A 20613-nucleotide genomic window follows, 5' to 3' on the forward strand; every position below is an offset into this window, starting at 1 on the left:
CCGCTGCCAGGCAAAAAACACCTGTGGGAGCGAGCTTGCTCGCGATAGCAGTGGGTCAGCTACAAAGTAGGTGGCTGATACACCGCCATCGCGAGCAAGCTCGCCCCCACAATTTTTTTGTGCTGACTGCCCTATCCGCAGTCTTGCCGCCTAGCCGCGCTCGGACGGCACCGACGACAATTCGAACGGGCTGCTGCTGCGCCGCTGGTTCCGATCTTCCCGCGGCGTGGCGCCGAAGAAGTTGCGGTAGGCGCTGGAGAAGTGTGGCCCCGAGGAGAAACCGCAGGACAGACCGATCTGGATGATGGACTTACTGGTCTGCATCAGCATCTGCCGGGCCTTGTTCAGGCGCAGTTCCAGGTAGTACTGGCTCGGCACGCGGTTGAGGTATTGCTTGAAGATCCGCTCCAATTGCCGACGGGACACGCACACATGCTGGGCGATTTCATCGGTGGTCAGCGGCTCTTCGATGTTGGCTTCCATCAGCAACACGGCCTGGGTGAGCTTCGGATGGCTGGAGCCGAGACGATTCTGCAGCGGGATACGCTGGCGCTCGCCACCCTCACGGATGCGCTCGACCACCAACTCTTCCGACACCGCACCGGCCAGTTCCGCGCCATGATCGCGCGCCAACACCGCCAGCAACAGGTCAAGCACCGACATGCCGCCGCAAGCGCTCAGGCGATCACGGTCCCAGTCGAACAGATGGCTGGTGGCGATGACCTTGGGGAAGCGTTCGGAGAAGTCGTCCTGCCAGCGCCAATGCACGGCGGCCCGGTAACCATCGAGCAAACCCAGCTGGGCCAAGGGATAGACCCCGGCGGACAAACCACCGATCACACAACCGGCACGCACCAGCTGCTTGAGGGCACTGCTCAGAGACGAGGCCAGCGCGGTCGGTGGCTCATCGGCCAGCAGGAACAGCTTCTGGAAACCCTCGAGCTTGCCGGCCCAAGGCTCGCCCGGCAGTTGCCAGGCGCCGTCGACCGGCGGCTCGGCCTGCAAGAACGACAGTTCGTAGACCACGTCCGGATGCACCCGCTGAGCGACACGCAAGGCCTCCTCGGCCAGCGCCAGCGTCAAGGCTTTAGTGCTGGGCCAAATCAGGAAACCAATTCGATGGGCAGTCATGGCGGGCAATCCGAAGCGAAAACAGTGTTAAAGCCAAAAGCGGCTGCAACCAAATTAGACCATCTGGCGCGCGGTGCGCAGCATGACCCAAATCAGGTGCGTAACGGGAGCGATTACTTGAGGCTGCCCGAAAGAAATTGTTGCAGACGCTCCGATTGCGGATTGACCAGCACTTCGCGCGGGTTGCCGCTTTCTTCGACGAGGCCTTTGTGCAGGAACACCAACTGGTTCGACACTTCCCGGGCAAAGCCCATTTCGTGGGTCACCACCACCATGGTCCGGCCTTCCAGGGCCAGGGCCTGCATCACTTTGAGCACGTCACCCACCAGCTCCGGGTCAAGGGCCGAGGTCGGTTCGTCGAACAGCATCACCTCTGGCTCCACCGCCAGCGCCCGGGCAATCGCCACGCGCTGCTGTTCGCCGCCGGACATATGGCCCGGATAAGCGTCCTTGCGATGCGCCACGCCAACCTTGTTCAAGTAATACTCGGCCTTTTCGCGAGCCTCGGCCTTGGCCACGCCCAACACATGCACCGGCGCTTCCATGATGTTTTCCAGCGCGGTCATGTGGGACCACAGGTTGAAATGCTGGAACACCATCGACAGCCGCGAACGCATGCGCTGCAGCTGCTTGGCGTCCGCAGCCTTCAAGGCGCCATCCTTGCCGGCCACCAGCTTCAGCTCTTCATTGTTGAGCAGAATCTTGCCGGCGTGGGGTTGCTCAAGCAGGTTGATGCAACGCAGAAAGGTACTTTTGCCGGAGCCACTGGAGCCGATGATGCTGATCACATCGCCGGCGGCGGCTTTCAGGGACACGCCCTTGAGCACTTCGTGACTGCCATAGCGTTTATGCAGGTCTTGGACTTCAAGCTTGTACATGCGGTCGGTTCTCACAAAACGTCAGTCGTTGAGCAGTCGATCGGATCGATGCGTTATCAGTGCTTGCGCGGGGCCAGGTAACCCAGCCAGCGGCGTTCGGCCAGTTTGAACAGGCGCACCAGGATGAAGGTCAGGCACAGGTAGAAAACGCCGGCCGTGATGTAAGCCTCGAACGGCAAGTAGTACTGCGCATTCACCGTGCGCGCGGCACCGGTGATGTCGATCAGGGTCACGATGGACGCCAGGCTGGTGGTCTGCAGCATCATGATCACTTCGTTGCTGTATTGTGGCAGCGCCCGGCGCAAGGCCGACGGCAGCAGGATCCGGCGATACAACTTATAGCGCGACATACCCATGGCCTTGGCCGCTTCGATCTCACCGTTAGGCGTGGCCCGCAGGCTGCCGGCGATGATTTCGGCGGTGTAGGCACTGGTGTTGATAGCGAACGCCAGGCATGCACAGAAGGTCGCACTGGACAGCCACGGCCAGAGGAAACTCTCGCGCACGAACTCGAACTGCGCCAACCCGTAATAGATCAAGAACAGCTGCACCAGCATCGGCGTGCCGCGAATCACGTAGGTGTAGAGCCACGCCGTCATGTTGACGAGCGGCTGCTTCGAGACGCGCATCAGCCCCAGGGGCAACGCCGCCAGCAGACCGAAGAACAGCGACAGTGCCAGCAGCTTCAAAGTGGTCAGCAGGCCACTGAAGTACAGCGGCAAGGCTTCATAGATGACGTTGTAGTCGAAGATCATAGATCAGCCGCCCTTACGCCTACCGAATAGCGCTTCTCAAGGTGACGCAATGCCAGCAACGAGACACTGGTGATCACCAGGTACATCGCCGCCACTGCCAGGAAGAAGGTGAAAGGCTCGCGCGTGGCATCCGCCGCCTGCTTGGCCTTGAACATCATGTCTTGCAGGCCCACCACCGAAATCAGCGCGGTGGCCTTGGTCAACACCAGCCAATTGTTGGTGAAGCCCGGGATGGCCAAGCGAATCATCTGCGGCACCAACACCCGGAAAAACACCTGGAAGCCATTCATGCCGTACGCCATGCCCGCCTCGGCCTGCCCCTTGGGGATCGCCATGAACGCGCCGCGAAAGGTTTCCGACAGATACGCACCGAAGATAAAGCCCAGGGTACCGATACCGGCCGCCAGCGGGTTCAGGTCGATGTAATCGTCATAACCGAGCATTGGTGCCACGCGATTGAGCAGGTCCTGGCCGCCGTAGAAAATCAGCAGGATCAGCACCAGGTCGGGAATGCCGCGAATGACCGTGGCATACAGGTCGCCCAGCCACGCCAGCCAACGCACCGGCGAGAGGCGCAAGGCAACACCGATCAGCCCCAGGACGATGGCCAGGGCCATGGACGACAAGGCGAGCTGAAGCGTCAACCATGCGCCATCGAGGATGACAGCCCCGTAGCCTTTCAACATGATTCAGGTCCTCGAAAGTGGGATGAAAAAATGGCGCAAACCGCAGAGACCCTGTTGCTTGCGCCATTTCGCACGAGTGGCGGGACGTTGTTACTGGCCGTAGATATCGAAGGCGAAGTACTTGTCCTGGATTTGCTTGTATTTGCCGTTCTGGCGAATAGCGGCGATCGCGCTGTTGATCTTGTCTTTCAGCGCATCACCCTTGCGAACCGCGATCCCTACGCCATCACCGAAGTATTTGACGTCGGTGAAGGCCGGGCCCACGAAGGCAAAACCCTTGCCGGCGTCGGTCTTGAGGAAGCCGTCATCCAGCAGGGTGGCGTCGGCCACGGTGCCGTCGAGACGGCCGGCGGACACGTCCAGGTAGATCTCGTTCTGCGAACCGTATGGCTTGATCTCGGCACCCAGCGGGGCCAGGACTTCACGGGCGAAACGCTCGTGGATCGAACCGCGCTGCACGCCGATGTTCTTGCCCTTGAGCTCGGTCAGGCCGTCGCTGACCTGGGTACCCGCCTTCATGACCAGGCGGGCCGGAGTGTTGTAATACTTGTTGGTGAAATCAACAGACTTCTTGCGATCTTCAGTGATCGACATGGACGACAGGATCGCGTCGATCTTGCGCACCTTGAGTGCCGGGATCAGGCCGTCGAACTCCTGCTCGACCCACACGCACTTGACCTTCATCTCTTCACACAGCGCATTGCCGATGTCGTAGTCGAAACCGACGATGCTGCCATCCGGAGCTTTCGAGGCAAACGGAGGGTAGGCCGCTTCGATACCGATCTTCAGAGGCTTTTCATCGGCGAAGGTCGGCAGGGACAGCACGGACAGTGCCAGGGCGCCAAGCAGCACAAGTTTCTTCATCTTGGAACTCCATCGGTATAGGGCGAAAACGGCAGAGTGAGCAACAGCCCAATATGCGAATGGGTGAAACGAACTTTGGTGCTGCGTCCTAGGAAGCTCACGCTTTATTCAACGCGAGCCACGACGAGCGAGTGATCGGCATTCTAACGACAGGCCCGAAGCCGATATTTCTTCAATGCGACAACAAATTACAGAAGCACCGAGAAAGCGGCTCGAGCTCATTGACAGCTTCGCAAATTCATGCAAGAGCAAAAGAAGGGAAACCGATCTATGCTGCAAATAGCGGGCCCATTATTCGCAAACCCTTCTAATCCGGCAAGCACAGCGTGTCGGCTTATTTTATGAGGGGTGCGCAAAGGCCCTGAAACGGGGCTTTGCGTTTCCCGTTGCCCCGTTGTGGCGCCTTTGGTTACACATTTCGAAACATGGGTAACGTTCGGAAGCGTCCGACTTTGAAGATCGATATTTATTCGTAGATGATGTCAGCCATGCACAAAACCTGTGGCGAGGGGATACCCCCCCCTCGCCACAAAGGTCTGCGCCGGATACAAAAAAGCCCCGCCTGGAAAATTCCCGGCGGGGCTTTCGGTGTTACTGGCTACCGTCAGGCGACGTTCATGGTCTTGTGCGTCTCGATCAGATGCGCCACCACACTCGGATCGGCCAGGGTGGAGATATCACCCAACCCGTCGTACTCCGCCGTGGCGATCTTACGCAGGATGCGGCGCATGATCTTGCCGGAACGGGTTTTCGGCAAGCCTGGCGCCCACTGGATAACATCCGGTGAAGCAATCGGACCGATTTCCTTGCGCACCCAGTTCTTCAGTTCCAGGCGCAAGGCCTCGCTGGTTTCTTCGCCGGCATTGAGAGTGACATAGACATAAATGCCCTGCCCCTTGATGTCGTGCGGCACACCTACCACCGCCGCTTCGGCGACTTTCGGGTGGGCGACCATGGCGCTTTCGATCTCGGCGGTGCCCATGCGGTGACCGGACACGTTGAGCACGTCATCCACCCGACCGGTGATCCAGTAGTAGCCGTCCTCGTCACGACGCGCACCGTCACCGGTGAAATACATGCCGCTGAAGGTCTTGAAGTAGGTGTCGACGAAACGGTCGTGGTCGCCGTACAGGGTACGCGCCTGGCCTGGCCACGAATCGAGGATCACCAGGTTGCCTTCGGCCGGGCCTTCGATCAGGTTGCCAAGGTTATCCACCAGCGCCGGCACCACACCGAAGAATGGACGGGTGGCCGAGCCTGGTTTCAACGCCGTGGCGCCCGGCAGTGGGCTGATCAGCACGCCACCGGTTTCGGTCTGCCACCAGGTGTCGACGATCGGGCAACGTTCCTTGCCGACGTTCTTGTAGTACCAGTCCCAGGCTTCCGGATTGATCGGCTCGCCCACCGAACCCAACAGGCGCAGGCTGCTGCCATCGGCGCCTTCGACAGCGGCGGTGCCCGAGGCCATCATCGCGCGGATGGCAGTCGGCGCGGTGTAGAGGATGCTGACCTTATGCTTGTCGACGACCTTGGCCACCCGAGTGATATCCGGGTAGTTCGGCACGCCTTCAAACAGCAGCGTGGTCGCGCCGTTGGCCAGCGGGCCGTAGACGATGTAGCTGTGGCCGGTGACCCAACCCACGTCAGCGGTGCACCAATAGACCTCGCCCGGCTTGTAGTCGAACACCCGCTCATGGGTCAGCGCCGCATACAGCAAATAGCCGGCCGTGGTGTGCTGCACGCCCTTGGGCTTGCCGGTGGAACCGGAGGTGTAGAGGATGAACAGCGCTTCTTCGGCGCCCATTTCCTTCGGCGCGCAAACGGTGCCGGCCACCTTCATCAGGTCTTCGTACCAGATGTCGCGGTGCTGGTTCCACTTGATGTTGCCAGCGGTGCGCTTGCACACGATGACTTTCTGGATGCTGCTGGTTTCCGGGTTGGTCAACGCGTCATCGACGTTGGCCTTGAGCGGAATCTTCTTGCCGGCGCGAACCCCTTCGTCGGCAGTGATCACCACTTTGGATTTGCAGTCGATGATCCGACCAGCCAGCGCTTCAGGCGAGAAACCGCCGAACACCACCGAGTGGATCGCACCGATCCGGGCACAGGCCAGCATCGCGACCACGGCTTCGGGGATCATCGGCATGTAGATCGTCACCACGTCGCCGCGATGCACGTCCTGGCCACGCAAGGCGTTGGCGAACTTGCAGACTTCCTCATGCAGTTCACGATAGGTGATGTTGCGGCTCTCGGCAGGGTCGTCGCCTTCCCAGATGATCGCAACCTGATCACCGCGCTCGGCCAGATGGCGGTCGAGGCAGTTGTAGGAAACGTTCAAGGTGCCATCGGCAAACCACTTGATATCGACATGGTGATCGTCGAAGGACGTTTGCTTCACCGTGGTGAAAGGCTTGATCCAGTCCAGGCGCTTGGCCTGCTCGCGCCAGAAGCCGTCCGGGTTGACCACCGACTGCTGGTACATCGCCTTGTAGGTCGCCTCGTCAGTCAGCGTATTGGCCGCAACCTCGGGACGAACGGGATACACAGAAGCCGCACTCATCTTTCTTACCTCGGTGACAATAGTTGTTTTTGTATGGTCCCGTTGTAGCCCGGGGCGGGCCTATAGAACCATTCGACGATGGTAGTAACAAGTCCCTACAAAATGTCGGTACTAACGTGCAAGGCCCTGCCTGCGGGCATTCTCCTGCGGGAGCGAGCTCGCTCGCGATGGCGGCGGCAAATCCAACATAGATGCAACAGACAACCCCCGCCACCTGCAGCGATTATTACCAGATCAACCAACAGTGTTTATCAAAACCCGGTCTTTTTGCGATTAACGCCACCTCCTAGAATTCACCTCGCCAACCGGCAAACACGATTAACGCAACACAGCCCCCACGAAGGCCGTTAATCCAACCTCCAAAACCAAGCTCCACACGCAACCCCAAAAGGTTGCGTGACCCCACTCGACCTCAAGAAAGGTGAATTAGATGAAAGCTTTATGGGTTCTGGTCCTCGGCAGCCTCTGCGCCAGCGCGATGGCAGACGAGGCCCCGACCGATGTCGCACAGCAAAAACCGGCCATTGAGGAGTACACCTACTCCACCCACCTGGACATCGCCAAAGTCATCTCCATGAGCGAAATCCCCAATGTCTGCGAAGTGGTCCCGGCGAAGATGGAATACGACGACTCCAAGGGCCAGCGCCACATCCTGCGCTACAGCGTCATGGGCAACGGCTGCTCCAACGGCTGATTGACTACATAAAGGAATTTGGAGCAACCACCATGAAAACCAAACTGATCCTCGCCCTGACCTTGTCCGTACTGGGCACCAATACCTTCGCCGCCGACGGGTTCGATCGCACCGGCTCCGCCGCCGCGATCAGTCGGTACGACGTGGCGGATTCCGCCAGCATCGCCACTGACGACTACAACACCGCGGGACCAACCACCATCGCCTCCGATGGCAGCGATCACACCGGTTCCGCCCATACCGATTGATCATTACTGGCATTTTCCACGGCCCGATTTCGATCGGGCCTGGTTGTGTCTGGAAGCGCTCAAAACCCGCCGAAAACACAACATGTAGTGCAAAACCGCAAAAAACGCTGGTTTTTTGATCAAAAAAAACCGTCAGCCGACCCATGCAAAAAAAATCTTCGGCGGCCAAAGCCTTGTAAATACTCGCTCCCAAGCGGATATGCCCGTCGCTCCCCCTTCTGTGAGCCATTTCGCCGCAGCACGTAGGCAAAAAAGTCCTTATAATGCCGCCTCAAACGGGCCTGCAATATTCCCTTACAGGGGATCACGCCAGCCTGGAGCCCACGCGAGGGCCAATCATCGCCTCGCGTTCACAGCAGCTCCGGAATGACCCGTACATTTTTCTGTTTATTGCCTGCGTCAGCTGCTGCAACAAACGTTTTTTCAAGATCCACCGCGGCCAGTAGGCCTTCATCGGGCATCTGGCCCTCACGCAGGAGACGACACGTCATGCTGAGCTGGGACGAATTCGACAAAGAAGACGGCGAAGTCGCTGTCAAAGGCGCCAACGCCGGCCACGCTTCTGAAGCCAACATGGACCGCCTCGACAGCGCCGGCGGTGCCGCCGCCCTCGAAGCCCGGGCCGTGACGGCCAGCGACTCGGCCGCGATCATTCGCGCCAAGGCCGCCCTCGACAAACTCGACGTCGCCGAAGGCCTCGCTGAACTCGAAGGCGCCTCTGCCCGTGTCGCCGTCGATGAAAAGCGCATGATCAACTGCCGCGCCGACCTCAACCAGCTCGTGCCGTTCAAATACGACTGGGCCTGGCAGAAGTACCTGGACGGCTGCGCGAACCACTGGATGCCGCAAGAAGTCAACATGACCGCCGACATCGCCCTCTGGAAAAACCCGGAAGGCCTGACCGACGACGAACGCCGCATCGTGATGCGCAACCTGGGCTTCTTCTCCACCGCCGACTCCCTGGTTGCCAACAACCTAGTCCTGGCCGTGTACCGCCTGATCACCAACCCGGAGTGCCGCCAGTACATCCTGCGCCAGGCCTTCGAAGAGGCGATCCACACCCACGCCTACCAGTACTGCATCGAATCGCTGGCCATGGATGAAGGCGAGATCTTCAACATGTACCACGAGATCCCATCGGTCGCGAAAAAAGCCGCCTGGGGCCTGAAATACACCCGTTCAATCTCCGATCCGAAGTTCGAAACCGGCACCCCGGACACCGACAAAGAGTTGCTGCGCAACCTGATCGCCTACTACTGCGTTCTGGAAGGCATCTTCTTCTACTGCGGCTTCACCCAGATCCTGTCCATGGGCCGTCGCAACAAGATGACCGGCGTCGCCGAGCAGTTCCAATACATCCTGCGCGACGAATCCATGCACCTGAACTTCGGCATCGACGTGATCAACCAGATCAAAATCGAAAACCCGCACTTGTGGGATGCCGAGATGAAGGAAGAAGCGACCCAGATGATCCTGCAAGGGACCCAGCTAGAGATCGAATACGCCCGCGACACCATGCCTCGCGGCGTGCTGGGCATGAACGCGGCGATGATGGAGGACTACCTCAAGTTCATCGCTAACCGTCGCCTGTCGCAGATTGGTCTGAAGGAAGAGTACCCAGGGACGACTAACCCGTTCCCTTGGATGAGCGAGATCATGGACTTGAAGAAAGAGAAGAACTTCTTTGAGACGCGAGTGATTGAGTATCAAACGGGTGGGGCTTTGAGCTGGGATTGATTCGAAAGAAAAACCCTAGGCTGCACGCTTGACTGAAAACCCCGTGAAAACGGGGTTTTTTGTATCCTACAGAACCAAAGTCGCATTTAACCCAAAGCCAACTCTCAAACATAGACAAGATGTCATCTCAGACTGTTGCCCACTGACCCATGCATTGCTGCGGGTTTTGCGCTGTGGCAAAAACATTCAGTGCAACCCACTCCGCCTCCCGCTATTAATACCCTTCCCCACTCAAGGACCCGAGCCCACCATGAAATTCGACCTCGCCTACTGCCTCAGCCTCGACGATAAGCTGTCGATCTATGACGTGCGCGATTTGAATTTCGACGAGACGATGGCGTTCGACTCCGCGAAAGAACAGTTCCAATGCCCCAACGATGCCTGTCGAACGGCGTTTGACGCGATGAATGTGTTGGGGACGTTCAACGCCAAGAATGTAAATTACGTGCGCACGCCGCACTTCAAGAATATTCCCAGTACGCGGCATATCGAGGGTTGTCCTTATGCCAGCCTGAAAACTCCGGCGTCGGGCCTAGAGGCGGATGGAGGGGAAACGGATGACAGTCGGGAGGAACATTTCCCGTCAGAGTTGTTGCTGACTCGGCGTGAGTATGTGCGTAAGCCGTCCAGCCCGACGGTAGCGGCGGACGTTCTGCGCGACGAGCGAGTGCCCTCGGTCGCCAACCATGTCGAGTACCCGAACCGCGACTCGTCGCCGGACAAGACCAGCGTCTTCGCCCATCCAGTGGAGTGCTTCGTATCGAACTTCGACAACAAGGACCTGCTCAAGCGCATGCCGCTGAAGATTGGCGAGCACACGGCGCCCTATGCCTCGTTCTTCAAGAAGATCGATTACCTGCTGGACAACAAGGGGTTGATTTACTGGGGCAAGATCAAGGAGATCAAGGATTACACGCAAAGCTTTCGAATCGACTTCGAAGCCAAGGTCTGGTTCAAGCAACCGGACGAGGCGAAGAAAAAGCCATACTCGGTCAACGTTTACCTGAGCAAGAAGCTGATCGACAACTACCGCAAGCGCAAAGCGTTTCTGGAAGAGATCAAGCATGCCGTCGACAGTGAGCGGGATTTGTATTGCTTCTTTTATGGCGTGACGCCGGAGTTGAAACAGGTGCCGAGCAAGAAAAAACCCGAGCAGACGTTCGGGGTGTTCAGTGCCAATATCGAGAACCTGGATCACTTCATTATTCGAGAGGCACCGGGGTTGGCTGAGGGCTAGTCCAGGGGCAATTGCAGCTTGACCGCACCGGGGTGTTGTTTTACGACGGCGTACGGCAGCACCGACCAGCCGGGGTCATCACAGACGCGTTGCGCGCGGGCGAAGAACGGTCCCAGGTACAAACCTTTTTCGGTGAAGTACCAATTGGAATAGCCCCAGACGCCTTCATCGGTGTAGTCGCAGCTGTCCTCATCCGTTGGTTTCAGCATCTCGTCGGGGTACAGCGTGGTGAATTGCTTGATCAGCCATGGCGCGAATACTTCGCGTTGGTAAGTGTATCGCGCCCTGCTCTCTTCATCGGTCAACGAGGCATCACCCGCGTCGTCGTGGCCGGCGTGCAGCGGTGGCTTGTCTGTGCCAGCCCAGAGCACGTCTTCCAGCGACAGAGTGTGGCCGGTGTGCGCGTCGAGCGTGAGCGGCGAATTGCCAAAATCCGGGTGGACGCCGCCGCAGTAATAGCTGGTGGAAATGTTCAGGCTGATCACATCGGGCGATAGGTATTTGGGCGCGACGCCTTGGTCGAACTCGGCATTATCGGCACCCTGCAACAGACAACCGTAGTAGCTGATGACTTCGGTCCAGAGGCGCCCCAACAATTGTCGATTGACCCGCTGTAGCTCGTCTTTCGAGTAGCCGGACTCGACGCTGAACATGGAAATACCGGATTGTGGCTCCGTCCACCATTGCAAGTCATGGCCCATGAAAGATTCTTTCTTGCCCGGTTTGAGTTTCAAGCCTTGCAGGCGGAGATACTCATAAGGGTCACTTTTTTGCAGCTCGGCGATAACGGGGAGAAGATCGGCCCCAGGTGCCGGGAGCCTGGCTTCGGTCAACTGCACGGGCAGAACTTTGCCCTTGAGACTTTTCCATTCACCCTGCCAGCCGTTGGCCGTTTTTTGCAGCGTCAGGGTCGGCAGCGATTGGCCGTCGTCGTAACGGGTACCGCCCTCGACCAGCGTCAGGGTCTTTTCTTTCAGCGAGCCACTCAACCCCAAATCACGATGGTATTTCTCATAGAAATAGCGACCGATGACTTCGTCCTCTTGAGCGGTGTTGAGCCCCAGCACAATCGGCATCTTGCCCAAGGTGCCGGTAAAGACGCGACTGCCTCCTTCGGCACTGGCTGTCGAACAGAGCGCGAGCAGGCACGTGACACTGGATGCAAGAAGCAACAGTCCTTTGAACATAGAATCTTCCTGGAAAGCAGCGAGCGTTCGCTCGGGAAAAGAGTGGCGCGAAGTATGGCGAATCTGCATTCGGGAATCGATATGTCACTCTTCATCGTGGGAATTTAAACAACGCCGAGTAGCGAGTTACTGTGCCGATACGCCCAGCATCACGACCACTAGCAAGCCGAGATAAACCCGCGCATGAAGTCGATCCGACATGCGCCCGATCCAAGGCGTAGCAAGGCGAATCCCCACTAACGATCCTATCGTCAAAACCGCGAACGCCTGCAAATCCACATACCCGACAAGCCAGGGCCCCAAATCCCTGGTACCCCCCGCCACGGCCATGTAAGTCAGCGTTCCGGCCACCGCAACCGGCAAACTCAATGGGTTCGCCATAGATGTTGCCTGGGACATACTCAGCCCACGACGGCGCAGCAACGGCACAGTCATGACGCTACCTCCTACGCCCAGAAACGTAGCAATGGCGCCGATGACAACTCCACCTCCCCCTACTTCTGCCCTGCCCAATGGGCGTGGGGCTACAGCGTCAGAGTGTGTAAGAAAACCGCGTCTGAACAGGCAGTCCAGAATCGTGATTCCCAGATAAACGATGAAACCATAGCGAATCACTTCGCCGCTCACCCATATCGCTGCCACGGCTCCTACGACTGCGCCCAGGCCGATATAGCCGGCCAACGGCCAAAGGTAATAGCGAATGAGGTTACCGGCGCGGTGATGCTTTGCGGTGGCAATCAGCCCGTTGACCACCATCACGCAGGTGGAGGTGGCCACAGCAATGTGCATCGCCGATTGGCCGATGGGGTCGTCAACACCGTGGCTGGCTGTGAGCATGCGATACATCAAGGGCACTACGACGAAGCCACCACCGAAACCGAACAGCACCGCCGTCACGCCACTCAGGCAGCCGAAACACGCGAGCAATACATAGAACATCGAGGCGAATCCATGAAAAGGGAGGCGCCCACGATAGGTAAGCGAAGCCTGGCCTGCTGTAGCAAATAGGCCAATAATGTTCGCGTTTACGCCAATCACGAGTGGCTCATCGATGCGCAACACTTCGATCGACTTATTGGATGCGATACCCAGGGAAGTCGTCGCGATTGGCACCGATTACCCCCACGGACATTTATTGCCATTGCACCACCATCGCCGGGCGCAGTTACTGTACGGCGCCACTGGCGTGATGCAGGTGAGCACCGAGGATGGCAATTGGGTGGTGCCACCGCAACGGGCGGTGTGGATTCCGCCAGGAGTGGCCCATGAAGTGCTGATGCTGGGGGTCAGCACCCGCAGTTTGTACATCGAACCGGCAGCGGTAGCGGCCATGGACGCCCGCTGCCAGGTCATCAACGTGTCCCCCCTGATGCGCCAGTTGCTGTTGGAAGCCGTGGAACTTGCGCCTGATTACGACGAGGCTGGGCGGGACGGTGCGCTGATCAATCTGTTGCTGCACGAACTGTTGCGCAGCGCTCATTTGCCGCTGCACCTTCCACTGCCCAAGGACCCGCGCCTGCTTGGCTTGTGTCAGGCGTTTCTGAAATACCCGCACGCCCACGCCTCGCCCGTACAGTGGGCGGCGCAATTACCTGTCAGCTTGCGCTCATTCAATCGCCTGTTCAGCCGGCAAACCGGGTTGAGTTTCAGCCAATGGCGGCAGCAGGCATGTGTGATGTCGGCATTGTCCCGATTGGTCGTAGGAGATTCGATAACCCGTATCGCTCTGGATCTGGGCTACGACAGTCCCGCCGCGTTCTCCACCATGTTCCGCCGGGTACTGGGCCACGCCCCAAGTGCCTGGTTGGCGAATACCACTGGTCATCGATCAAAAAAATGAGATTGATCCGGGTCCAAAACAACTGTACAAAAACACAGTATTTTTTGAATCCACAGCTTTGGAGAACTCCCATGGCCTCTCTCGCAATCAAAACCACTCTGGAACGCATCGCTGTCTATCAGTTCACCCCCGCCCACAGCGCACAGGCCCGAGCCATGCTGGGCTGGAGTGTCGAGGAGCTGTCCCGGCAGTCCGGTGTTTCGGTCCAGGCCATCCGGCGCTTCGAGGCCGGCGGCGAACTGCTCGACGTGACCCGCCTGGCCCTGGCCTTCCGGCTGGAAGCCGAAGGCCTGGTGTTCTTCCCCGGGTTCGCACCGGGACGCGGCATGAATATCAAGGGCGCCACGCCGGATCCGATGGGACGGGCAGACTACTCAATGATCGAATAATCGATAATCAGGCCATGTCGGGCTGATCCTGATAAACCGAAGGCTCCACATCCAACCACCAGGCTCGGCCGCGTTGCGGCTGCGCCAAGGTGAATGCTTCGCCCATTTGCGGCGTGGTGATGCAAATGTTGCGCTCCCAGGCCAGGGCCAGGATGCGGTCGAAGGGTTCGTACCAAGCGTGCATCGCCAGGTCGAACGTACCGTTGTGGATCGGCAGCAGCCAGCGGCCCTTGAGGTCGATATGAGCCTGCAGGGTTTGCTCCGGTTGCATGTGGACATGCGGCCAATCGACGTTATAGGCGCCGGTTTCCATCAGCGTCAGGTCAAAGGGCCCGTATTGTTCGCCGATGCGTTTGAAACCGTCGAAATAACCAGTGTCGCCGCTGAAGAAAATCCGGCTGCCGCCGTCGATCATCACCCACGAGGCCCATAACGTGCCGTTACTGTCGAACAGGCCACGACCGGAAAAGTGCTGGGAGGGCGTGGCAATGAACTCGATTCCGTCCACTTCGGTGCCTTGCCACCAGTCCAACTGACGTACCTTGCTGGCGTCGATGCCCCATTTGACCAGCGTGTCACCCACGCCAAGAGGGGTGAGGAAGTGGCGAGTTTTAGCGGCCAGTTTGAGAATGGCCTGATAATCGAGGTGGTCGTAGTGATCATGAGAAAGGATCACCGCTTCAATCGGCGGCAGCTCTTCCAGGCTGATGGGCGGCTGATGAAAACGCTTGGGGCCGACCCATTGCACGGGGGAGGCGCGATCGGAGAACACCGGGTCGGTCAGCCAGAATTTGTCCCGCAGCTTGAGCAGAACAGTGGAATGGCCCAGGCGCCAGACGCTGTTGTTCGGCGCGGCCAGCAGGGCGGCGCGCGTCAACGGTTGAACCTCGATGGTGCCTGCAGGCCGGGTGGTGCGCGGCTTGTGGAAGGTCATGTTCCAGATGATGCGCAGGGTGGTGCCAAACCCTTGCCGCGGAGTGAAAGCGTGATTGCGATACTTACCCTGTTCCTGCCGGGATGAAGGGTGGGCAGACGGATTGTCGGTGGGAAAAGAAGGGATGGTCATGGTGCGATAACTCCAAGGGCATCGTCGGAACTCCGATTCGCCGTTGTGGGACGCTGGATGGCCGTTGCATGCACGCTCAGCCGCTCGAGGCACAAACTACACCGCTCGGTGTAGTTTCTAGATTGCATGAGTCCCGGGAGCAAGTAAACTGCCGAGTGTAAGTTCCTCTTCCCTGCCGACGAATGCCCATGACCGTACCGCAGCGCCTCACCGAGCGAAAACGCGAAGCCATCCTTCAGGCCGCGATTGCTGAATTTCGTAGCAGCGGTTTCGAGATCACCAGCATGGACAAGATCGCGGCGACGGCCGGCGTATCGAAGCGCACGGTGTACAACCACTTCCCGAGCAAGGAAGAACTGTTTGCCGAAATTCTGAATCGGTTATGGAACAGCATTACCGCAGAACAGGACACTCCCTACAATTCAAAAAAGCCCTTACGGGAGCAACTTCGAACGTTGCTGCAAGCCAAATTACACATGCTGGCGGACGATAACTTCCTCGACCTGGCACGCATCGCCATCGCCGCAACGATTCACTCCCCTGAGCGGGCGCAGGATATGGTCGCGCGCATGGGCCAGCGCGAAGAAGGCTTGACCGCCTGGATTCGTCTGGCTCTGGCTGATGGTCGATTGAAACCCGTAGAACCGGCATTTGCCGCCCAGCAAATGCATGGTCTGCTCAAGACATTCGCCTTCTGGCCGCAGATCTCCATGGGCCAGCCCAGCCTGACCCAGGATGAACAGACACAGGTGATTGAATCGGCCCTCGACATGTTCCTGGCCCGCTACCAGGCCTGAGCATCAGTTGACTGCGAAAAGGACTACTGCAGCGAAGGCTTGCTGACAAATTTCTGGTGCATTTCAGTGGTCAGGCTGTCGATACGCTCGGTCAATGCCTTGGTCATTTCCGTCAGGCGGGTGTTCTGCTCCAACAACTCGAGCAACTGTGCGGTGTTCTGCGCGGCCTGGGCCTGACGCTCACTGTTAGCAATCGCCAAGGCTTCACGATGTTGAGCGTCGGCTTCCGCCTGGGCTTTATCCCGAGCAGCCTGTCGGGTTTGCGCCAGCAGGATCAGTGGGGCGGCATAGGCCGACTGCAGACTGAACGCCAGATTCAGCAAAATGAATGGGTAGGCATCGAAATGAAAGACGCCCATCAGGTTCAGGCTGATCCATAGCAGCACGATCAGGGTTTGCGCACCGAGGAACATCGGCGTCCCGAAAAAACGCGCGAACGCCTCCGCGCGCAGCGCAAAGCGGTCATTGCCAAAGGTCGGCGCCAGATGAGCGTGAGGGCGATGAAAACGCAAGTGGTCAACTGGAGCGGTGGTAGGAGGTTGCGAGGGTTTCGTCATCGTGATGATCTCCGCCTGGGGCTAGGGCTTAAGGCACTATAACCGCTGGGGGATCATCCTCCATTGAGTCAAGCACGCCCTGCTCGTTAAAAATCAGCATCTGCGCAGATTTCGCCCCAGTTCGTCGAACAAGGTCACCACCGAACGCAAGGCTCGGCAGTCCGGGCGGGTCAGGAGCCAAAGTGCCGTGTCATATCCCTCCAACGGTTCGCCAAGAGGCATCAGGCCCTGGCTTTCATCGATCAGAAAGTCCGGCAGCGCCGCAACCCCCAAGCCGGCCCGCACCAGCTCGGTGACCGAAAGCATGCTGTTGCAGCGATAGGCAGGCACCACGCCGGGTAGCGATTGACGGCGCCAGGCCACGGTAGGGTGATCGGGAAGAAAATCGTCCGGCGCGATCCAGGTCATGGAGGCCAGATCATCCGGATTCGCCGAGCGCAGATACGCCGCGCCGGCACATACCCGGTAAGTCACACGGCCCAGATTTCGCCCAACCAAGTGTTCCGGCGGCGTACGGGTCAAGCGCAACGCAATGTCGGCATCACGGCGACTCAGGTTGGCGAAGTCGTTCGAGGTGCTCAGCTCAAGGGTCAATGCCGGGTAGTCGGGCATGAACCGCGCCAATGCGGGCAGCAGCAATGCTTGCAGGACTGAGTCGGTGCACGTCAGTCGTACCGTGCCGCTGACAACCTCGCCCCCCTGCTCCACACCGATCCGCGCTGCTTCCAAGGCCTGCTCGGCACGCTCGGCCTGCTCAGCCAACGCCTGGGCCAGACTCGTAGGCAAGTACCCGGAACGACTTTTTTCGAACAAGGGTTGGCCTAGCGCTGCCTCGAGCCGGCGTACCGAGCGGAATACCGTGGACACGTCCACATGCAGCAGTCGCGCGGCTCGGGCCAACGAGCCGCCACGGACCAACGCCAGGATCAGGGACAGATCGGGGTAGTCCAGACGATAGTGCGCCGATGCATTGAACACTTGGGTAAACGCCAATATTGATTGCGTGAACGCCAATCTATATTGGCCACCAAGAATCAACAAGCGGCGAGTCTCTCATGGAAAACCAGCGTCCTTTACACATTGCTTTGGTCGGCGACTATGACCCACAGATAACGGCTCATCGGGCAATCCCCCTCGCCCTTGAGCTCATTGCCAGGCAGACCGGCCATGACATTCGTTTCCAATGGTTGGCAACCGGCTCCATCGCTGACAAAAGCGTTCTAAATGACTTCAACGGCGTCTGGTGCGTGCCCGGCAGTCCTTACCGAAGTGAAGACGGTGCCGTGCAAGCGATTCGTTTTGCCCGCGAACAGCGTCGCCCTTTCCTCGGCACCTGCGGTGGTTTTCAGCATGCGATGCTGGAATACGCTCGCAATGTGATGGGTTGGGCCGATGCCGCCCACGGTGAAACCGCTCCCGAGGCTGAACGGGCGCTGTTGACACCACTCAGTTGTGCCCTGGTCGAAACCATCGATAGCCTTCAGCTTGATGGGGACTCGTTGATTGCCAGGGCTTATGGTCGGAGGACGATTTTCGAGGGTTATCGTTGCAGCTATGGGGTCAATCCACAGTTTGAAAAGGATCTGTTGAGCGGCGGACGACTGCACGCCGTTGCCCGAGACTCGGCCGGCGACCTGCGGGCCGTGGAACTGCGTGACCATCCTTTCTTTGTCGCGACGCTATTTCAGCCGGAACGTGCTGCGCTGGAGGGTCGCATACCACCGCTGGTCAATGCGTTTGTCGAAGCCTGCGCCAGGACAACGCCATGAGCGCCCATTACTACGCGGTGATTTTCACCTCCCTGCGCACCGAGGGAGATCAAGGCTACGCCGAAGCCGCCGAACGCATGCTGGCCCTTGCGCGAGAGCAGCCGGGGTTCGTCGGCGTCGAGTCGGCCCGTGGCGAAGATGGCTTGGGCATCACCGTGTCCTACTGGAGCAGCGAAGCAGCAATCCTGGCCTGGAAACAACACCCCGAACATAGCGCAATCCGCGAGCGCGGCCGTTCTACCTGGTATGCCCATTGCCACACGCGAGTATGCAAGGTTGAACGCGATTATGCGTTCCAACGCCAAACCTGATGCTTGAATCGGTGCTGAATGTTCCGCCGTCTTAGCGAGCAAGCCCGCTCCCACACTGAATCTCGGGTGTTCACAGAGCCTGCCTTCACCACAATCCACTGTGGGAGCTGAGCTTGCTCCCACAGTGTTTCTTGTTCAACTCAAGATCCCGGCTTCAGCCTGTCACCAACTGCCGCACCGCCACGATCTCCGGCAGGTCGCTGCGCGCCATATACACCCGCAAAGGTTCGGTAAGGTTGATTCGGTCGTCGATGTGCTGGTCCAGCAGCAACTGGATCCGCTCGCGCTTGAGGGCCATGGTGCCGTCCGCCACAGGGGCCCAGACAAATTCGCAGGTGGGGATGATGCCGTCGTCGGCCACGTCCATGCCGAAAGCGTCTTCGCTGAAACGTACGATGTATTGGCCGGTCTTGCGGTTCAGGCCAACAAAACCCTTGAGCTGGTCGGCGGCCTGGCAGATGAATGTCGAAGTGGTGCGCATGGTAAACCTCACGGATGCGTCTCGCAGGACGTCTGATCGATGGTTTACACACAAGGCAAGTGAACGATGGTTTCAGGTTTCCCTCTGCCGGGGAAACTGGTGCGGCTAAGGGTACTGCAAAGCATCCCGAAAATGCGTGAGAAAAATCTGCTTTACACATATTTATGTCGGTATAGCGATAGCGCCGATAGCCTTCAGTTGTTAAAAGATAGGTCTTTGCAAAACCTACGAAAGGATCTCGAGCATGCCAGTCACCTTCACCCGCAGTGCGTTGATGCTGAGCCTGTTGCTCGGCTTCGGCCAGACACAGGCCTCCGAGGCCCCAAGCCCCAAGGCCTTGGCGGCCCTACAGGGCATCCCCCACCCGGCAGTGATCGCCCACCGCGGCGCCTCGTTCGACGCGCCGGAATCCACCGCAGCCTCCTACAAACTGGCCCGAGACCTGGGCGCCGACTACTTGGAACTGGACCTGCAACGCAGCAAGGATGGCGTCTTGTTCGTCCTGCATGACGACAGCTTGCTGCGCACTACAGATGTCGCGACCAAGTTTCCCGAGCGCAAGGACAGCGCCGCCAACCAGTTCACCATGGCGGAGCTCAAAACCCTCGACGCCGGCAGTTGGTTCAACGCGGCCTATCCGGACCGCGCCCGCCCTTCGTTTGTGGGCCTGAAAATCCTGACCCTCGATGAAGTGATCAATATCGCCGAGGGCAACCCTCAGCAAAAACCCGGGCTGTACATCGAAACCAAGGAGCCGAAGCTGTTCCCCGGCATCGAACGCGACCTGAAGGATAAATTGCAAGACCGCGGCTGGCTGAGCCCGGCCGGCTCAAAACTGGCCAAGCGCGCCACCGGAGTGGGCCAGGGCAAGGGCAAAGTGGTCTTGCAGACCTTCGAAAAGAGCAGCCTCGAGTTGCTGCACAAAGAGATGCCGAAAGTGCCGAAGATCCTGCTGCTATGGGTGGGCGAAGGCAACATCGAGCCCAAGTCCAAGGTGCCTTTTGCCGAGTCCGGCGAAACCGACAAGGCAGTTTATTACGCCAAGCAGGAGCCCAAGGACAGGGCTGAATTCGAAAAATGGGTACAGTCCGCCAAGGCTCTGGGCGCCATCGGTACCGGACCATCCGCAGCGTTGACCCATGGCGGCAGCCAGAGCTACTCGGACCTGGTGCAACCGTGGATGAACCAGTACACCCATGACCAGGGCCTGCTGGTGCATGTCTACACCGTGGATGAAGCGGTGGACTTCAAGAAAGTCATGGATGCAGGCGTCGATGGCATCTTCACCAACCGCACCAGTGAACTGCTCAACTACTTCAAGCGCCCCGAGACTGGCAGCGTCGCGCAGTTGCTGGAAAAGAACGGCTACTGACCACCCCAAACATGCCTATGGGGTAAAGACTTTTCCCCATAGGCCCTACTCGGC

The 20613-nt window shown here is 58.8% G+C and carries 22 protein-coding genes; 10 read left to right on the forward strand and 12 right to left on the reverse strand.

Annotated features, from left to right (window positions below):
* Positions 1-150: 150 nt before the first annotated feature.
* The 6 genes from SGN16_RS22465 to acs all read right to left on the reverse strand — a co-directional run bounded on the left by SGN16_RS22465 (position 151) and on the right by acs (position 6874).
* On the reverse strand, positions 151-1131 hold the full coding sequence (locus SGN16_RS22465; RefSeq protein WP_335943897.1) for a GlxA family transcriptional regulator: 981 nt from the start codon (positions 1129-1131) through the stop codon (positions 151-153).
* A 113-nt stretch (positions 1132-1244) separates the two neighbouring features.
* On the reverse strand, positions 1245-2009 hold the full coding sequence (locus SGN16_RS22470) for an ATP-binding cassette domain-containing protein (RefSeq protein WP_109753908.1): 765 nt from the start codon (positions 2007-2009) through the stop codon (positions 1245-1247).
* A gap of 56 nt (positions 2010-2065) precedes the next feature.
* Complete coding sequence (locus SGN16_RS22475) at positions 2066-2764, reverse strand: ABC transporter permease (protein ID WP_134925475.1); 699 nt, start codon at positions 2762-2764, stop codon at positions 2066-2068.
* Positions 2761-3450 carry an ABC transporter permease gene (locus tag SGN16_RS22480; RefSeq protein WP_134925476.1) on the reverse strand — a complete coding sequence of 230 codons (690 nt, stop codon included), beginning with the start codon at positions 3448-3450 and terminating at the stop codon, positions 2761-2763. Before SGN16_RS22480 ends, SGN16_RS22475 begins: the two co-directional genes overlap by 4 nt.
* A 90-nt stretch (positions 3451-3540) precedes the next feature.
* A complete protein-coding gene (locus tag SGN16_RS22485; RefSeq protein WP_335943896.1) occupies positions 3541-4314 on the reverse strand; it encodes an ABC transporter substrate-binding protein in 774 nt (257 codons plus the stop codon).
* 604 nt (positions 4315-4918) lie between these two features.
* Positions 4919-6874: an acetate--CoA ligase gene (gene acs / locus SGN16_RS22490; protein WP_210640197.1), complete on the reverse strand. Its 1956-nt coding sequence runs from the start codon at positions 6872-6874 to the stop codon at positions 4919-4921.
* 430 nt (positions 6875-7304) lie between these two features.
* Between acs and SGN16_RS22495 the strand changes: the two genes are divergently transcribed.
* From SGN16_RS22495 to SGN16_RS22510, 4 genes are all read left to right on the forward strand, one after another.
* Positions 7305-7568: a DUF2790 domain-containing protein gene (locus SGN16_RS22495; RefSeq protein WP_210640199.1), complete on the forward strand. Its 264-nt coding sequence runs from the start codon at positions 7305-7307 to the stop codon at positions 7566-7568.
* A gap of 32 nt (positions 7569-7600) precedes the next feature.
* Positions 7601-7816, forward strand: coding sequence for a hypothetical protein (locus SGN16_RS22500; RefSeq protein ID WP_210640201.1), 216 nt, complete (start codon positions 7601-7603; stop codon positions 7814-7816).
* Between the two features lie 489 nt (positions 7817-8305).
* On the forward strand, positions 8306-9553 hold the full coding sequence (locus SGN16_RS22505; RefSeq protein ID WP_003204812.1) for a ribonucleotide-diphosphate reductase subunit beta: 1248 nt from the start codon (positions 8306-8308) through the stop codon (positions 9551-9553).
* A 250-nt stretch (positions 9554-9803) separates the two neighbouring features.
* Entirely contained in the window at positions 9804-10790 is a 987-nt protein-coding gene (locus SGN16_RS22510) for a hypothetical protein (protein ID WP_335943895.1), read from the forward strand.
* Here the strand turns inward: SGN16_RS22510 and SGN16_RS22515 are convergent.
* The gene (locus tag SGN16_RS22515) at positions 10787-11977 is read right to left on the reverse strand and encodes a DUF3298 domain-containing protein (protein ID WP_210640204.1); all 1191 of its coding nucleotides are present in this window, start codon (positions 11975-11977) and stop codon (positions 10787-10789) included. The genes SGN16_RS22510 and SGN16_RS22515 overlap by 4 nt on opposite strands.
* Before the next feature lie 126 nt (positions 11978-12103).
* Positions 12104-12916: a sulfite exporter TauE/SafE family protein gene (locus SGN16_RS22520; RefSeq protein ID WP_335943934.1), complete on the reverse strand. Its 813-nt coding sequence runs from the start codon at positions 12914-12916 to the stop codon at positions 12104-12106.
* A 112-nt stretch (positions 12917-13028) separates the two neighbouring features.
* On the opposite strand from SGN16_RS22520, the gene SGN16_RS22525 reads away from it, so the two are divergent.
* The gene (locus SGN16_RS22525; protein ID WP_335943894.1) at positions 13029-13817 is read left to right on the forward strand and encodes a helix-turn-helix transcriptional regulator; all 789 of its coding nucleotides are present in this window, start codon (positions 13029-13031) and stop codon (positions 13815-13817) included.
* Positions 13818-13888: 71 nt separating this feature from the next.
* On the forward strand, positions 13889-14206 hold the full coding sequence (locus SGN16_RS22530) for a helix-turn-helix transcriptional regulator (RefSeq protein ID WP_210640207.1): 318 nt from the start codon (positions 13889-13891) through the stop codon (positions 14204-14206).
* A gap of 7 nt (positions 14207-14213) precedes the next feature.
* On the opposite strand, the gene SGN16_RS22535 is transcribed toward SGN16_RS22530, so the two are convergent.
* The gene (locus tag SGN16_RS22535; RefSeq protein ID WP_210640208.1) at positions 14214-15272 is read right to left on the reverse strand and encodes an MBL fold metallo-hydrolase; all 1059 of its coding nucleotides are present in this window, start codon (positions 15270-15272) and stop codon (positions 14214-14216) included.
* 188 nt (positions 15273-15460) lie between these two features.
* On the opposite strand from SGN16_RS22535, the gene SGN16_RS22540 reads away from it, so the two are divergent.
* Positions 15461-16069: a TetR/AcrR family transcriptional regulator gene (locus SGN16_RS22540; RefSeq protein ID WP_210640210.1), complete on the forward strand. Its 609-nt coding sequence runs from the start codon at positions 15461-15463 to the stop codon at positions 16067-16069.
* A 23-nt stretch (positions 16070-16092) separates the two neighbouring features.
* Here SGN16_RS22540 and SGN16_RS22545 read toward each other — a convergent pair whose 3' ends face one another.
* Positions 16093-16626, reverse strand: a complete 534-nt coding sequence (locus SGN16_RS22545) for a DUF1003 domain-containing protein (RefSeq protein WP_210640212.1) — start codon at positions 16624-16626, stop codon at positions 16093-16095.
* A 93-nt stretch (positions 16627-16719) separates the two neighbouring features.
* Positions 16720-17667, reverse strand: coding sequence for a LysR family transcriptional regulator (locus SGN16_RS22550; protein ID WP_335943893.1), 948 nt, complete (start codon positions 17665-17667; stop codon positions 16720-16722).
* A 14-nt stretch (positions 17668-17681) separates the two neighbouring features.
* Between SGN16_RS22550 and SGN16_RS22555 the strand changes: the two genes are divergently transcribed.
* A complete protein-coding gene (locus SGN16_RS22555; protein WP_335943892.1) occupies positions 17682-18395 on the forward strand; it encodes a CTP synthase in 714 nt (237 codons plus the stop codon).
* On the forward strand, positions 18392-18706 hold the full coding sequence (locus tag SGN16_RS22560) for an antibiotic biosynthesis monooxygenase (RefSeq protein ID WP_335943891.1): 315 nt from the start codon (positions 18392-18394) through the stop codon (positions 18704-18706). The genes SGN16_RS22555 and SGN16_RS22560 overlap by 4 nt, the downstream gene beginning before the upstream one ends.
* 154 nt (positions 18707-18860) lie before the next feature.
* On the opposite strand, the gene SGN16_RS22565 is transcribed toward SGN16_RS22560, so the two are convergent.
* A complete protein-coding gene (locus tag SGN16_RS22565) occupies positions 18861-19187 on the reverse strand; it encodes a DUF2025 family protein (RefSeq protein ID WP_210640220.1) in 327 nt (108 codons plus the stop codon).
* Between the two features lie 244 nt (positions 19188-19431).
* On the opposite strand from SGN16_RS22565, the gene SGN16_RS22570 reads away from it, so the two are divergent.
* A complete protein-coding gene (locus tag SGN16_RS22570; RefSeq protein ID WP_210640229.1) occupies positions 19432-20559 on the forward strand; it encodes a glycerophosphodiester phosphodiesterase in 1128 nt (375 codons plus the stop codon).
* Positions 20560-20613: the final 54 nt, after the last annotated feature.

The sequence above is a fragment of the Pseudomonas sp. G166 genome, assembly GCF_037027455.2.
Classification (GTDB): domain Bacteria; phylum Pseudomonadota; class Gammaproteobacteria; order Pseudomonadales; family Pseudomonadaceae; genus Aquipseudomonas.

Bases quoted from the DNA above. Each gene is read 5' to 3' on its own strand.
- SGN16_RS22565 (WP_210640220.1), bottom strand. From the start codon at position 19,187: ATGCGCACCACTTCGACATTCATCTGCCAGGCCGCCGACCAGCTCAAG.
- SGN16_RS22560 (WP_335943891.1), top strand. From the start codon at position 18,392: ATGAGCGCCCATTACTACGCGGTGATTTTCACCTCCCTGCGCACCGAG.
- SGN16_RS22520 (WP_335943934.1), bottom strand. From the start codon at position 12,916: ATGTTCTATGTATTGCTCGCGTGTTTCGGCTGCCTGAGTGGCGTGACG.
- SGN16_RS22500 (WP_210640201.1), top strand. From the start codon at position 7,601: ATGAAAACCAAACTGATCCTCGCCCTGACCTTGTCCGTACTGGGCACC.
- SGN16_RS22530 (WP_210640207.1), top strand. From the start codon at position 13,889: ATGGCCTCTCTCGCAATCAAAACCACTCTGGAACGCATCGCTGTCTAT.
- SGN16_RS22465 (WP_335943897.1), bottom strand. From the start codon at position 1,131: ATGACTGCCCATCGAATTGGTTTCCTGATTTGGCCCAGCACTAAAGCC.
- SGN16_RS22545 (WP_210640212.1), bottom strand. From the start codon at position 16,626: ATGACGAAACCCTCGCAACCTCCTACCACCGCTCCAGTTGACCACTTG.
- SGN16_RS22570 (WP_210640229.1), top strand. From the start codon at position 19,432: ATGCCAGTCACCTTCACCCGCAGTGCGTTGATGCTGAGCCTGTTGCTC.
- SGN16_RS22510 (WP_335943895.1), top strand. From the start codon at position 9,804: ATGAAATTCGACCTCGCCTACTGCCTCAGCCTCGACGATAAGCTGTCG.
- SGN16_RS22485 (WP_335943896.1), bottom strand. From the start codon at position 4,314: ATGAAGAAACTTGTGCTGCTTGGCGCCCTGGCACTGTCCGTGCTGTCC.
- SGN16_RS22540 (WP_210640210.1), top strand. From the start codon at position 15,461: ATGACCGTACCGCAGCGCCTCACCGAGCGAAAACGCGAAGCCATCCTT.
- SGN16_RS22555 (WP_335943892.1), top strand. From the start codon at position 17,682: ATGGAAAACCAGCGTCCTTTACACATTGCTTTGGTCGGCGACTATGAC.
- SGN16_RS22475 (WP_134925475.1), bottom strand. From the start codon at position 2,764: ATGATCTTCGACTACAACGTCATCTATGAAGCCTTGCCGCTGTACTTC.
- SGN16_RS22525 (WP_335943894.1), top strand. From the start codon at position 13,029: ATGCGCAACACTTCGATCGACTTATTGGATGCGATACCCAGGGAAGTC.
- acs (WP_210640197.1), bottom strand. From the start codon at position 6,874: ATGAGTGCGGCTTCTGTGTATCCCGTTCGTCCCGAGGTTGCGGCCAAT.
- SGN16_RS22495 (WP_210640199.1), top strand. From the start codon at position 7,305: ATGAAAGCTTTATGGGTTCTGGTCCTCGGCAGCCTCTGCGCCAGCGCG.
- SGN16_RS22480 (WP_134925476.1), bottom strand. From the start codon at position 3,450: ATGTTGAAAGGCTACGGGGCTGTCATCCTCGATGGCGCATGGTTGACG.
- SGN16_RS22535 (WP_210640208.1), bottom strand. From the start codon at position 15,272: ATGACCATCCCTTCTTTTCCCACCGACAATCCGTCTGCCCACCCTTCA.
- SGN16_RS22470 (WP_109753908.1), bottom strand. From the start codon at position 2,009: ATGTACAAGCTTGAAGTCCAAGACCTGCATAAACGCTATGGCAGTCAC.
- SGN16_RS22505 (WP_003204812.1), top strand. From the start codon at position 8,306: ATGCTGAGCTGGGACGAATTCGACAAAGAAGACGGCGAAGTCGCTGTC.
- SGN16_RS22515 (WP_210640204.1), bottom strand. From the start codon at position 11,977: ATGTTCAAAGGACTGTTGCTTCTTGCATCCAGTGTCACGTGCCTGCTC.